The 13039-nt window shown below is 59.8% G+C and carries 11 protein-coding genes; 8 read left to right on the top strand and 3 right to left on the bottom strand.

Annotated elements, in window-relative coordinates:
- Positions 1 to 6: 6 nt before the first annotated feature.
- The gene (locus tag PY650_RS14150) at positions 7 to 987 is read right to left on the bottom strand and encodes a VOC family protein (protein ID WP_285879939.1); all 981 of its coding nucleotides are present in this window, start codon (positions 985 to 987) and stop codon (positions 7 to 9) included.
- Positions 988 to 1055: 68 nt separating this feature from the next.
- Entirely contained in the window at positions 1056 to 1895 is an 840-nt protein-coding gene (locus PY650_RS14145; RefSeq protein WP_285879938.1) for a fumarylacetoacetate hydrolase family protein, read from the bottom strand.
- A 352-nt stretch (positions 1896 to 2247) separates the two neighbouring features.
- On the opposite strand from PY650_RS14145, the gene PY650_RS14140 reads away from it, so the two are divergent.
- Together PY650_RS14140 and PY650_RS14135 are read left to right on the top strand one after the other, a co-directional pair.
- Entirely contained in the window at positions 2248 to 3579 is a 1332-nt protein-coding gene (locus tag PY650_RS14140; RefSeq protein WP_285879936.1) for an MFS transporter, read from the top strand.
- Between the two features lie 11 nt (positions 3580 to 3590).
- A complete protein-coding gene (locus tag PY650_RS14135; RefSeq protein ID WP_490390928.1) occupies positions 3591 to 4595 on the top strand; it encodes an NAD(P)H-quinone oxidoreductase in 1005 nt (334 codons plus the stop codon).
- Between the two features lie 430 nt (positions 4596 to 5025).
- On the opposite strand, the gene PY650_RS14130 is transcribed toward PY650_RS14135, so the two are convergent.
- Complete coding sequence (locus PY650_RS14130; protein WP_285879935.1) at positions 5026 to 5712, bottom strand: TetR/AcrR family transcriptional regulator; 687 nt, start codon at positions 5710 to 5712, stop codon at positions 5026 to 5028.
- 146 nt (positions 5713 to 5858) lie between these two features.
- On the opposite strand from PY650_RS14130, the gene PY650_RS14125 reads away from it, so the two are divergent.
- From PY650_RS14125 to PY650_RS14100, 6 genes are all read left to right on the top strand, one after another.
- The gene (locus tag PY650_RS14125) at positions 5859 to 7037 is read left to right on the top strand and encodes a patatin-like phospholipase family protein (RefSeq protein ID WP_285879934.1); all 1179 of its coding nucleotides are present in this window, start codon (positions 5859 to 5861) and stop codon (positions 7035 to 7037) included.
- Between the two features lie 24 nt (positions 7038 to 7061).
- Positions 7062 to 7820 (top strand): acetoacetate decarboxylase, encoded by a 759-nt coding sequence (locus tag PY650_RS14120; RefSeq protein WP_285879933.1) that lies wholly within the window; start codon positions 7062 to 7064, stop codon positions 7818 to 7820.
- 26 nt (positions 7821 to 7846) lie between these two features.
- The gene (locus PY650_RS14115; protein WP_285879932.1) at positions 7847 to 8629 is read left to right on the top strand and encodes a 3-hydroxybutyrate dehydrogenase; all 783 of its coding nucleotides are present in this window, start codon (positions 7847 to 7849) and stop codon (positions 8627 to 8629) included.
- Positions 8630 to 9463: 834 nt separating this feature from the next.
- Positions 9464 to 10528, top strand: coding sequence for an efflux RND transporter periplasmic adaptor subunit (locus PY650_RS14110; protein WP_285879931.1), 1065 nt, complete (start codon positions 9464 to 9466; stop codon positions 10526 to 10528).
- A gap of 1 nt (position 10529) precedes the next feature.
- On the top strand, positions 10530 to 11627 hold the full coding sequence (locus tag PY650_RS14105; RefSeq protein ID WP_285879930.1) for an efflux RND transporter periplasmic adaptor subunit: 1098 nt from the start codon (positions 10530 to 10532) through the stop codon (positions 11625 to 11627).
- Positions 11628 to 11683: 56 nt separating this feature from the next.
- A partial coding sequence (locus PY650_RS14100; RefSeq protein ID WP_285879929.1) for an efflux RND transporter permease subunit occupies positions 11684 to 13039 on the top strand: 1356 nt, incomplete at its 3' end.

Raw genomic sequence — 13039 nt, 5'->3', positions numbered from 1 at the left:
GACGCATCAGCGTCCGCAGCGGGCGAGTTCATTGAACAGCCACGGACAATCCGCGACCGGCGGCGCCCGGACGCCACGGGCCGCGGCGTCCATGCGCATCTCGCGCAGACGTTTTCTGCCGCCCTCTTCGGTCAGGTAGAGGCGTTCATGTCCCCAGAAGGAAGGTCCGTCGGCCGTCTCGTGCGGCTCCCAGGTCGTGGGATCGATGATCCTGCCACCCCATCCGTTTTCGACGAAGAACCCCGAAGGGGAGTTCGCGTAAAACGACGTCATATAGTCGTTCGAGTGGCGGCCGAGGGTGTAAGCGACGCAACCCTCTCGTTGCGTGGCGACGTCATAGCCCTGACCAACGTCATCGAGGTTCCGGAACTCGATCATGAAATGGTGGAAACCCTGTCCGCCTGAACCGACCATCGCGAAGCTGTGGTGGCGGCTGTTGACGTGAAAGAAGTACAATGCGTAGGGCTCTAGGCCGTAGTCGGTGACGTGGAAATCGAGATTGTCGCGATAATATGGCATCATGATCTCGATGTTCCGGACGTGGAGGACTGCGTGGCCCATGCCGACGGGGCCGGTCACGAAGCCTGAAACCGGTCGCCCCGGAACGAAAGGGTCGGAAGCGATCATCGGCTTCCAGATCAACTCCACCCGGTTGCCCATCGGGTCGTCGAACAGGATCATGGCGGCGCAGAAGCGCCGGTCGCATTCGGCGCGAGTTCCATATCGAACGCGCGTTCCGGCTTGTTCGAGCCGCGTCCCATAAAGATCGAGATCACTTTCGAATTCGACCTCCCACCCCATGCTGGAGAGTGTTTCGCCCGGTTCGTTCACAACGAACAGCCGTTGCATCCGGTCGTCCATGCGGAAGGCCAGTTCCCGCGACGAGCGGTCGATGCGCTGCATACCCAGCAGCCCCGATGCGAAATCACCCCAGTCGGAAAGCTTGTCCGAGCGGATGCCGATATGCCCCAGTGCGTTGATTGCCACGTTATCCTCCTGACGCAGTCTGCCTCCCTGCTGCAGAGCGCGGCATGTCAACCGCGCTCTGCAGAGCGTCAATTCACGTTTGCGATGGGGTTCGACAGCCTGCCAATGCCGGTGATTTCGACTTCGATCCGGTCGCCTTCGAACATGTAGAGCGGCGGGGAGCGAAACCGCCCGACGCCGCCAGGCGTGCCGGTGGCAATGATGTCGCCGGCAACAAGCCGCGTGACCTTCGAGACGTATTCGATGATTTCGCCGATCGAGAAGGCGAGGTCGGCAATCGGCGTCGTTTGGACTTCCTGGCCGTTCAGAACGGTGCGCAGGTGCTCGTTTTCCGGGTTTGGGAGTGCGTCGGCAGTGACGATCCACGGTCCCATGGAGCCGGTGTCGTCGAAACTCTTTCCGGACCAAAACTGGGTTGTGTGGCGCTGGAAGTCGCGGATCGTGCCGTCGTTGAAACAGGAGTAGCCAAGAATATGGTCCTTGGCTTCCGCGGCCGGAATGTTGCGGCCGGCCTTTCCGATAATGACCGCAAGTTCGCCCTCATAGTCGAATTCATCCGAGCAGGCAGGCTTGAGAAGCGGAACGCCGCTTCCAAGAACCGACGAGGGATAGCGGGTGAAGATCGACGGATATTTCGGCTTCTCGCGGCCGGTTTCCTTGATGTGGTTGGCATAATTCAGGCCGACACAGATGATCTTGTCCGGATTCGGTATCGGCGACAGCAGTATTACATCCGCGAGATTGAGACCTTTGGATTCGACGTCAATTTCGGCGGCCTTGCCAGCGGCGAGAACCGCGCGCAAGTCAGGATAGGATGCTCGAAAAGCAGGCGTCGCCTCATGAAGCCGGTCTTCCCGGACCAGTCCATAAGTTCGGCGATCGCCGGTTTCGAAAGATACGAGGCGCATGTGGTAGCTCCAATTTTGACCGTTGGCTTGGCGCGATATAAAGTCCGCCTCCGCGCCCCGTGACAATCGATAATGATCATGTCGTCCACCAGGTGGACACATAGGAAGATGGATATGTGTCCATCTGACGGACGGTTTCAATCTGTCTGTTTCAAATCTCACCATTTCCACGACAATGACGGAGGAGTTACGCTGCGGTGCGGGCTGTCGCGAAAGGCGAGGGCGCAGCCGGGTGATGGAGGAGCCGCCGAAACAGTATCGGATCACCTGCCGCCTTCGACAGAAGCGGCGGATGGCCCTGCGCGTTCCGATGCGGTTGGAGTAATCACTTGCCCAGGGAGGTTTAGGGCTCATGACACTCAATGAATCTATCAAGAGCGGGCCGATGCGCCCAGCACAGATCTGGATCTGCCTGATGTGCGTCCTGCTAGCCATGATCGACGGCTACGAAGTAGTGGCCGTGCCATTTACAATGCCGACAATCGCCAGGGTGTGGAATCTCCCGAATTCGCAGGTTGGCTATCTTCTGAGCGCCGGCATCTTCGGAATGGCGCTCGGAGCCGTGTTCGTGTCTCCTCTCGCAGACAAGATCGGCCGCCGCAGACATGTGTTGCTTTGCCTCGTCGCCATTACCGCGCTGATGACAGTTTCAGGTCTTTGCGTTTCGTTGTGGCAGCTCGTCGCCGTTCGTGCCGCGGCTGGGCTTTTCATCGGCGCGATGATCTCTAGTCTTAACATCATCGTTTCGGAGTATTCTTCCGACAGGCGACGCGGTCTCGTCATGGGACTTTACGGCGCCGGTTTGCCCATGGGTTCGGCGCTGGCGGGTTTCGCAATCGCCCCGATGCTGAAATCATTTGGCTGGCAGGCGCCCTTCTTTTTCGGCTCGCTCCTGACAGGCGCGATGCTTCTTGTCGTCCTGTTTTATCTTCCCGAATCGATTGACTATCTTGTTCATCGCAGGCCCGCGGATGCTTTGAAGACCTATAACCGTATCGCCGCCCGCATGGGGTACGCGCCGCTTGATGTCCTTCCGCAAGCGGGGGCCTCTTCCGAAACCCTTCCCGCAAAGGTGGGCCTTGGTGAACTGTTGCAACCGCCTCTTCTGTCGCGAACGGTCTTGCTTTGGTTCGGTTACGCGCTTCTTATCTCGTGCTTCTATTTCGCGAACACATGGACCGCAAAGATCGTTTCCGACGCGACGGGCGACGCGTATCTAGGAGTCCGCGTTGCCATGCTTATCCAGTTCGGTGGCGTCATGGGGGCTGTGCTCTATGGCCTGCTGACGCTTTGGATCAACGGGCGGCTCGCGACGATCCTGCTGCTGGCGCTGGGCGGCTTGGCATTCACGCTCTACGCCCAGTTCAGCGGGGTCTTATCGGCAGCCATGGTCCTCGCCTTCGCGATTGGCATTTGCGCGAACGGCGGCGTCGCGGCCTTTTACGCCATCAGCCCGCCCATCTATCCCACGATACTGCGCGGCACGGGTGTGGGCCTCATGATCGGCTTCGGACGCGGCCTAGCCATCGTCGCTCCACTGCTGACGGGATATATGCTCTCCAACTATTGGACGCCGGTCGACGCATATCGGTTCTTTGCGGTCGTCATGGCGTTTTCCGCGGTCGCCACCCTCGGCTTGCACATGACCTACAGGAACGGCCAGATGGCCGCGGCCAAAGCGTGAGGACGCTCGACTTGAAACATTTTCCAGAGGTTCGAACGATGCGGGCCGTCCGCTCTCCAGTTCCCGGCGGCCCGGAGGCCATGGTAATCGAGCGTCTGCCGCTACCTGTTCCAGCGGCAGGCCAGGTGTTGATCAAGGTTCAGGCGGCGGGTGTGAACCGGCCTGACATCTCTCAAAGACGCGGCACCTACCCGGTGCCGCCAGACGCCAACCCGACGCTTGGCCTGGAGGTCGCGGGGACCGTCGAGTCGGTTGGAGACGGCGTCGGGCTGAAGCCCGGTCAGCGGGTGTGCTCGCTCGTGCACGGCGGTGGTTACGCCGACTATGCGATCGCCGAAGGTGATCAGATCATCGCGCTTCCCGACGAGATCGATTTCATCACCGCGGCAGCGCTTCCCGAGGTTGCAATGACGGTGGAATTCAATCTGGTTGAACGGGCGGCCTTGAAACGAAACGACTGGGTCCTCATTCATGGTGGCTCAAGCGGCATCGGAAGCCACGCGATCCAACGCGCCAAAGCAATGGGTGCGAGTGTGGCCGTGACCGCCGGTTCAGACGAAAAATGCGGTTATTGCCAAACGCTCGGCGCCGATCTGGCTATCAATTATCGCAAGGTCGATTTCGTTGACGCCGTCGAAGAGGCGACCAGGGGGCGGGGTGTCGATGTCGTACTGGACATGGTGGGCGGCGACTATATTGATCGCAATCTCAAGGCAATGGCGCCGGACGGTCGTTGCGCGATCATTTCGCTACAGGGCGGCCGCAAGATCTCCGCGGATATGGAGCCGCTTCTACGACGTCGCCTGACCCTGGTCGGTTCCACCTTGCGCCCCCTGTCGAAGGCGGAGAAAGCGCGCATCGCGAAGCTGGTGTCATGCGACGTGCTGCCGCTCGTTGCCAATAACTGCATCCGTTCCTCTGTCGGTGCTACCTTTCCTCTGGAACGGGTCGAAGACGCCCATCGGCTACTTGAGAGTGGCGCGACCATGGGAAAGATCGTCTTGACCACTTTTTAGAGCACGACCTTATTCCGGATTCCGGCACTGAAACGTCAACGAATTGACGATTTGACGTTGAGCATTGGCCCGTCTGCGAGGTTCATAGTATGCGATCGCCGAAGAGGCTGCGCGCGCCGCTGCCAGTTCCACGCGGCAAGCCTCGCCGAAATCCAGGAGAAAGTCCATCGCGCCAGAACGCGCGAGGTCCCTTATTTCAGATGGCGACCTCAATCTCGCGATGCTTTTCCCTCACTTGTGAGCGATGCGTCATTTAGGCGGTGGCGAACGAGGCGAGGCCTTTGAGCGCGACGCCGGCGAGGCCCATGAGGGCAGAGATGTATGCGTCCATGAGAATTCTCCTCTCGGATCGAACGCGACTGCACCGTAAGACAACGATCCCGCACCAGCGCCAGCAAGCACGTGTCCGGCGGACTCGTTATTGGCACATCTACCCCGCCAGCGGAGGCCCCACCCAAACGCCTTCCGGCACCACAGGGATGCTGTTTACCAACCCGTCGAGCATTCCACACAGGACGTTCTCGGTCAGATCCTGCATCTTGTCGCCAGGCCCGACGAGGCGGTCCGCCAGCAGCAAAGTCAGACCGTGCATCTGTGACCAAAAAACCAGGATCGCTCCATCGATGGTGCGAGTATTGGCCTCGGTATCGTCAATTGGACGCCCCAAACCGCCGTCGGAAATCGCTTCAACTATAAGCGCTTTCATGTTGTAGGCCGCCGTTCTTTCGATCGCGGGCCGCCCTGCGTCCTGACCGGTGAGGTATCCCCCGAACATCAACCTGTAGAGTGCCGGATTGCTGACGCCGCCGCAGACGTATGCCTTCGCCATGGCCGCCAGCCTCTGCCGAGGACTGTCGGGTTCTTTTGTCGCTTCGGCCATGCGCTTAGCCAGCAGTTCGAATCCCACCGCCGAGACCGCTGCCAGAAGTTCGCGCTTGTCGGCGAAGTGCTTATACGGGGCGTTGTGACTGACGCCCGCCCGACGGGCGAGCTCTCGAAGCGAAAACTCCGTGCTTTGAGACTCGCTCAGCACGTCGAGCGCGGCCTCGACAATCGCCCTGTGAAGGTCACCGTGGTGGTAGGGCCGCTGTTCTTTGGTGGAAATGTCCTGGGTCATGTCATCCATTTATAGCATTAAGTTGCTCTTGTCAACATTTTGCCTTGAAGATGTTGACATTGCCCACTCTGCGCCCTAAGTGGGCGGCGTCAACATCTGCTCCGTCTTGCGAAGACGGCGGGAACCAGCAATAGAGGTAACACTTCATGGACCTTCCAAATTCCCTCGGACACAAGACACGCCGCATAAAGGAGCGTCCCCCGTTCGAGCGCATTGCACTATTGTTGCAAGGTGGCGGAGCGCTGGGTTCCTATCAGGCCGGCGTCTATCAAGCCCTGGCCGAAGCCGGTTTGCATCCGGATTGGGTCGCCGGGATTTCCATTGGAGCCATCAATAGTGCCCTGATTGCGGGCAATCCGCCTGAAAGACGGGTGGAGGCGCTCCGGTGCTTCTGGGATACCGTAACCGCCCCTGCTCACGGGATTTCCACTCTGTTTTCGGCAATGTATGCAGCGATGGGGCTCCAGGGTGATTTCGCGCGTGGCCTGCTCAATCAGACACACGCCTTCGCAACCCTTATGGAGGGCGCGGCGGGCTTCTTCACGCCCCGTCCCGTGCCACCTTTTTTCTCATCCGCCGGCAGCAAAGATGCCGAAAGCTTCTACGACGTCGCACCTCTCAAAGCGACGCTGGAGCGGCTGGTGGATTTCGACCGGATCAACAGTGGAGCCATGCGTTTCAGCGTCGGTGCTGTCAACGTACGCACCGGCAACTTCGAATATTTCGACACCACGAGCCACAATATCCGCCCTGAACACGTCATGGCGAGCGGCTCCCTGCCGCCAGGCTTCCCTGCCGCCAGGATCGACGGCGAGTGTTACTGGGACGGGGGTCTCGTATCGAACACGCCGCTGCAATGGGTGCTCGACAGCTCGCCACGCCAGGACACGTTGGCCTTTCAGGTCGACCTTTGGAGTGCGCGGGGCGAGTTCCCACGTGACCTCCTTGGAATCGAACTGCGGCAGAAGGATATCCGCTTCTCAAGCCGCACGCGCGCGGCGACCGACAATTTCAAGTCGCAGCAGCGGCTCCGTCGCGCGCTCGGTCATCTGGTCGAACTCGTTCCCAAGGACGCGTTGCTGCGGGCCGATCCGGAGATCAAGCGTCTCGTCGATCAGGCCGATGAGAAGGTCTACAACATCGCCCAGCTGGTGTATCGCGCGAAGAACTACGAAAGCACCTCCAAGGATTACGAGTTCTCTCGCCTGACTATGGAGGAGCACTGGACCTCCGGCTACACCGACGCCCTTCGAACGCTGCGCCACCCCGAGGTGCTGCAGCGACCCGACACTGCCGACGGCGTCGCCATTTTCGACTTCGACTGAAACTTCAACAGAAAAGATACCGCCATGAAGATCGCCGCCGTCCGCGAAAACGCTTTCGCGATGCCGCTCAACAACCCTGCCTATCCGAAGCCACCTTACAAGTTCTACAACCGCGAATTCGTCGTCATCAACTACCGGACCGATCCGGAGGCCTTGCGCGCCGTCGTGCCCGAGCCCTTGGAAGTGATCGGCGACACCGTCGCCTATGAATTCATCCGCATGCCGGATTCGACGGGTTTCGGGGACTACACCGAGACCGGCCAAGTCATCCCGGTGCGTTTCCGCACGCCGTCCGGCAAGGTGCAGGAAGGCAGCTACGTGCATGCCATGTATCTTGACGACAACTCGCCGATCGCCGGCGGGCGTGAGATCTGGGGCTTTCCGAAGAAGCTGGCAACGCCGAAGCTCTCGCACGAGCAGGAGACGCTGGTCGGAACGCTGCATTACGGTTCGGTTCTCTGCGCGATGGCGACGATGGGCTATAAGCATCGCGAACTCCCCCTGGAGCCGCTGGCAAAGGCGATGGCCAAGCCCGCCTTCATGCTCAAGATCATCCCCCATGTCGACGGCTCGACCCGCATTTGCGAACTGGTGCGCTATTATCTCGAGGATGTGACCGTGAAAGGCGCATGGGCCGGGCCGGCAGCCCTGCAATTGTTTGAGCACGCCATGTGCGACGTCGCGCGTCTACCCGTGCGTGAAGTCACCTCGGCCAGCCATTACATCGCCGACCTGACGCTCGGCCTCGGCGAGGTCGTGTTCGACTACCTCCAAAACGACTAATCTCCTGCAATTGAAAGGAACTATCCATGTCTCGATTTGATGGAAGAGTGGCCATTGTCACGGGAGCCGCGAGCGGCATCGGCAAGGAAATCGCGCTTCGTTTCGCAGCCGAAGGCGGCATTCCCGTGATCGCCGACCTCAATCTCGACGCAGCGAATGCAACGGCCGCGGAGATCAAAAACAAGGGGGGCGACGCTTTCGCTGTCGCGATGAACGTCGCCGACGAAGACCAGGTGGAAAAGGCTGTAGGCGAGGTGATGGCCAGGTTCGGAAAGATCGACGTGCTCGTCAGCAACGCCGGCATCCAGATCGTCAAGCCGCTGGTCGACTTTCCCTTTGCGGACTGGAGACAGCTGCTTTCAATTCATCTCGACGGCGCCTTCTTGACCACTCGCGCCTGCCTTAAGCACATGTATGCCGCTAATTACGGCCGGGTGATCTACATGGGCTCCGTGCACTCCAAGGAAGCCTCGAAGCTGAAAGCACCCTATGTCACGGCGAAGCACGGTCTGATCGGGCTGGCCAAGGTGTTGGCAAAGGAAGGAGCCGAGCACAACGTTACCGCCAACGTGGTCTGCCCCGGATTCGTACGTACGCCGCTCGTCGACAAACAGATCCCCGAGCAGGCGCGGGAGCTCGGTCTAAGCGAGGACCAGGTGGTCAGGACGGTGATGCTCAAGGACACGGTCGACGGTGAGTTCACGAGCACCGATGACGTGGCTGACGCGGTTCTTTATTTCGCGGCGGCGAGTTCCAATGCCGTGACAGGTCAATCGCTGGTCGTGAGCCACGGCTGGTTCATGCAGTAGCTGCCGATTGAGGACGAATGATACCCCTCTAAGGTGTCGTGAAGTTTCCGCAGCCGCCAGTCTTCGGATCGTCCGTTGGATCCAGGGAAACATCGTGGCCATGCGCGAAACACTCTCGGACTACAATCACGCGCTTGGCGGAAACTGGAATTGGCAAAGCATCGGGAAGAGGTTCAGGGCCGGTCGGTCGTACGACTCATCCGGCCCTTCCCACCCTGTTCGACGATAGACAAGCGCAGGAGTTCACTCGTCTTGGGGTCGTTGGCCGTCTTTTCGCAAGATTGAAGCAGCAAGGCCCGTATTCGGTCGGCCCAGGATCCCCGAAGGCTGTCAATAAGGCCGTCAATGGCGGTCCCAGCTGATCCGATGATATCGACTTGTGCCGAAGCATTTCCTGGAAAAGCACGTCCTTGGTCGGAAGGTAGACCGTTCCTTTTGTTGTCCCCGGGCGGGCTGCGACGTCTTCAACCCGCGTTTCCTCGAACGCAGCCTCCAGTATTTCGAGAGGGCGTCTTTCCTTCCTCTCCGCCCTTGATGGTTCTTTTTCCAACTGGATTCATCGCATCCCATTGTTTTCTTGGAGAATATCGAGCGGGAAACCCAATGGGACCTGCTCAGGATATTTGGTGGTGGCGCTGGTTTGCAGTTTTCGTCGCATCGGTCATCTTGCTTCGATGTTGCGTGTGTCAACTTTTTTGAGCTCAATATGTTGACAACGCCCACTTTAGCCTTTAAGTGGGCGTTGTCAACATCGGGCGGTGGCCTGTTACATGCAGCAAATCGAAGCTGACCGTTCAACAGGCGGCTCTTCTTCGCAACCTTACCGGAGCAAATATGCAGTCCTTTCGATTGCTGGGAATTGGTCTCGTATGCGCAGTTCTGGCTGCCTGCGAAGACAAAGCTGAAGTTGCGCCGCCGCAGCAGCAGGTTCGCGCCGTCTCGGCCGCGGAGGCTCAATATCAACCCGGTGCGGAAATCACCGGCGAGGTGAAGGCAAGGGTTCAGACTGAACTCTCCTTTCGCGTCAGCGGCAGAGTTCTCGAGAGAAAGGTCGATGTCGGATCACATGTCCACGCCGGCGACGTCCTCGCCCGACTCAACGACACGGAACAACAAGCCGACGTCACCGTCGCGCGCGCGGCACTAGAGTCGGCGCAGGCGGTCGTTGCGCAGAAGACGCTCGCCTTCAACCGGGCGACGTCGCTTCTGCAGTCGCAGGCGGCCCCGCGGGCGATCTTTGATGATGCTCAAAAAGAACTTCTGAGTGCGCAGGCTTCCCTCGAGACGGCCGGGGCCGCGCTCGCGACGGCGGAGGACGCGCTGTCCTACACCGAGTTGAAAGCGGCCGCGGACGGCATCATCACGGCACGCAGCATTGAAGTCGGGCAGGTCGTCTCAGCGGCGCAATCGGCCTTCACGATCGCCCACGACGGTCCGAGAGATGCGGTGTTTGATGTCTTTGAAGCATTCTTTCTGGATGGCCGTCCGCTGAACGACGTCGTCGTCGCACCGGTATCGGACCCCACGCGAGACGTCCACGCCAACATCCGCGAGGTCTCGCCGGTCATAGACGCAAAAGCAGGCACAATCCGGATCAAGGTGGGGCTCCAGGAGAGCACGCTATGGCCGCTTGGAACGCCCGTCGTGGGCAAGCTGCGCGCCGCGCCGCGGGGCGGAATCGTGCTGCCCTACACTGCGATCACATCAGCCGACGGCGAACCCGCCGTCTGGCTCGTCAACACCCAAAACCACTCCGTCTTACTCCGGAAGATTTCGATCGGCAGATACCGCCAGAGCGATTTCATCGTCACCAGCGGCCTCGCCCCACAAGACCTGGTCGTCACCGAAGGCGGAAAGTTTCTCAAGGAAGGCCAGGCAGTCGCCTGGGAAGGCAAGTGAGATGACACTCGTGCGCATAGGTACCTCTCTTCCATTTCTTCTATCGATCTCTCTGCTTGTCGGCTGCGATCAAAGGTCGGAGGCAGGAGAGCAGGCGACGCCCCGTCCGGTCAAAGTCGTCATGGCTGCGGCCGAACGGGACAAAGCGACAAGCTTGCCCGGCGTGGTGAGAGCCCGCATCGAGACCGATCTCGCGTTCCGGGTTCTTGGGCGGATGGTGTCTCGCAAAGTCGATGTTGGCGACCTCGTCCATAAGGGTGATGTCCTCGCCGAGATCGATCCTCTCAGTCTTCAGCTCGCAGTCAAGAGCGCGCAAGCCGATCTGCGCAACGCCCAGGCTCAGTTAGAGAACGCCGCGACGACGGAAATTCGCAAGCGAAAGCTGATGCAAAGCAACGCAGCAAGCATTGCGGATCATGATCTTGCCGAGCAGCAACTCAAATCGGCGACCGCCAATGTTGCAAAAGCAACAGCTAGCCTCGCCAAGGCGAATGAGCAGTTAGATTACGCCCAGCTGAGGGCGGAGTTCGATGGTGTCGTGACTGCGGCGTTCGCGGAAATGGGCCAGACTGTTTCGGCCGGCCAGCCGGTTCTGAAACTGGCACGCCTCGAGCAACGCGACGTGGTTGTCGACGTTCCGGAGGCGCAGTTCAGCAATATTCGCCTCGACGACCGCTTCAATGTCGCCCTCCAGCTCGACAACAGGATTCAAGCTGTTGGCGTCGTTCGCGAAATCGCGCCTCAGGCCGATCCCAACACTCGAACCTATCGGCTGAAGATCGCGATCGATCAGGCGTCTGACATTTTCCGCCTCGGTGCCGTGGTGACCGCGACTCCGGTTGTCGAGGAAAAGAAGCAGGCCATCGCCTTACCGCTCTCCGCCATCCGAAGCGACGGTGATGGCGCCCAGGTTTGGGTGGTGGATCGATCGACAGCCACGGTCGCTCCGAGAGCAGTTAAACTGGATGACAAAGGATCGGGCGCCCGCTTCGTCAGGGTCGTATCTGGGCTGCGCGCGGGGGAGGAGATCGTCGTCGCCGGTACCGACGACCTTGTCGATGGACAGAAAGTGAAACTCGGACAGGAGCTACGCCCGTGAATAAATTCAACCTTTCGGACTGGGCGCTCAAGCATCGGTCTCTCGTCTGGTAGGAGGTGACGCAGCAGGTTACCGACCGCATCGAAAAGAAGCTGCAGGAACTCGACAATCTCGAACACACCCGCAGCATCACAACCGCCGGTCAGACGATCGTCTTCGTCGACCTGCTTCCCGATACGAATGCGCGGGACGTGAAACCTACCTGGTCGCGCGTCCGCAACCTGATCGACGACATCAAGCACGAATTCCCGCAAGGGGTGGTTGGCCCCTTCTTCGACGACCAGTTCGGCGACGTTTATGGCAATATCTTTGCCTTCACAGGCGACAGCGGACTGAGTCAAAGAGAACTGCGCGATTTCGCCGAGAACGCCCGAACACAGATCCTGAAAATCCCCGACGTCGGCAAGGTCGACGTGGTCGGTGCGCAGGACGAGGTCATCTATCTCGAATTCTCCACCCGCAAGATCGCAGCACTCGGCATCGACCGTTCTGCCATCATCTCAACGCTGCAGGCGCAAAATGCCGTCACACAGTCCGGATTCGTCGAGACCGGGCCGGAGCGCGTCGCTTTGCGGGTCGGAGGTCGGTTCATCTCCGAAGAGACCTTGCGCGGCATCAATCTCAGGGTCAACGACCGCTTTTTCCCGCTGACGGACGTCGCCACAATCACCCGCGGCTATGTCGATCCGCCGACCTCGCTCTTTCGCTTCAATGGCAAGCCGGCGATCGGACTCGCGATCGGCATGAAGACAGGCGGCAACCTGTTGGCATTCGGCGAAGCCCTAAACAAGACGATGGGCCAGATCGTTCAAAACCTCCCGGTCGGAATCTCGGTCGCGAAGGTCTCCGACCAACCGAAAGTGGTCGAGGAGGCCGTCGGAGGCTTCACGAAAGCTTTGTTCGAGGCGGTTGCCATCGTGCTCGCAATCAGCTTCGTCAGTCTCGGTCTCAGGGCAGGCCTGGTCGTCTCCGTCGCGATCCCGTTGGTTCTTGCCATTACATTCGTGGTCATGCTCGACGCGGGCATTTCGCTGCAGCGCATCTCGCTCGGAGCGCTGATCATCGCGCTTGGCCTTCTCGTCGACGACGCCATGATCGCCGTCGAGATGATGGTCGCGCGGTTGGAAGCCGGTGACAATCTCATGAAAGCCGCCACCTACGTCTACACGTCGACGGCCTTCCCGATGCTGACCGGCACGCTGGTAACTGTGGCGGGCTTCATCCCCGTCGCCTTCAACAAGAGCAACGCCGGCGAGTTCACCTTCACTCTCTTCGTCGTCATCGCCGTATCGCTTGTCGTATCCTGGGTCGTTGCGGTGGTGTTCACGCCGCTTATCGGCGTGACGATCCTGCCGAAGGCGATCAAGAAGCATGCCGAGCACAAGGGCTGGTTCGCGAAGGCATTTTCGAGC

Source organism: Martinezella calliandrae (assembly GCF_030272695.1).
Taxonomy (GTDB): Bacteria; Pseudomonadota; Alphaproteobacteria; order Rhizobiales; family Rhizobiaceae; genus Rhizobium; species Rhizobium calliandrae.
The sequence above is the reverse complement of the archived record's forward strand: the minus strand, read 5'-3'. Positions and strand labels throughout refer to the sequence as shown.

What these genes read in the sequence shown, in the direction of transcription:
- PY650_RS14120 (WP_285879933.1), top strand. Translation starts at nt 7,062, where the DNA reads ATGAAGATCGCCGCCGTCCGCGAAAACGCTTTCGCGATGCCGCTCAAC.
- PY650_RS14145 (WP_285879938.1), bottom strand. Translation starts at nt 1,895, where the DNA reads ATGCGCCTCGTATCTTTCGAAACCGGCGATCGCCGAACTTATGGACTG.
- PY650_RS14125 (WP_285879934.1), top strand. Translation starts at nt 5,859, where the DNA reads ATGGACCTTCCAAATTCCCTCGGACACAAGACACGCCGCATAAAGGAG.
- PY650_RS14140 (WP_285879936.1), top strand. Translation starts at nt 2,248, where the DNA reads ATGACACTCAATGAATCTATCAAGAGCGGGCCGATGCGCCCAGCACAG.
- PY650_RS14105 (WP_285879930.1), top strand. Translation starts at nt 10,530, where the DNA reads ATGACACTCGTGCGCATAGGTACCTCTCTTCCATTTCTTCTATCGATC.
- PY650_RS14130 (WP_285879935.1), bottom strand. Translation starts at nt 5,712, where the DNA reads ATGACCCAGGACATTTCCACCAAAGAACAGCGGCCCTACCACCACGGT.
- PY650_RS14110 (WP_285879931.1), top strand. Translation starts at nt 9,464, where the DNA reads ATGCAGTCCTTTCGATTGCTGGGAATTGGTCTCGTATGCGCAGTTCTG.
- PY650_RS14115 (WP_285879932.1), top strand. Translation starts at nt 7,847, where the DNA reads ATGTCTCGATTTGATGGAAGAGTGGCCATTGTCACGGGAGCCGCGAGC.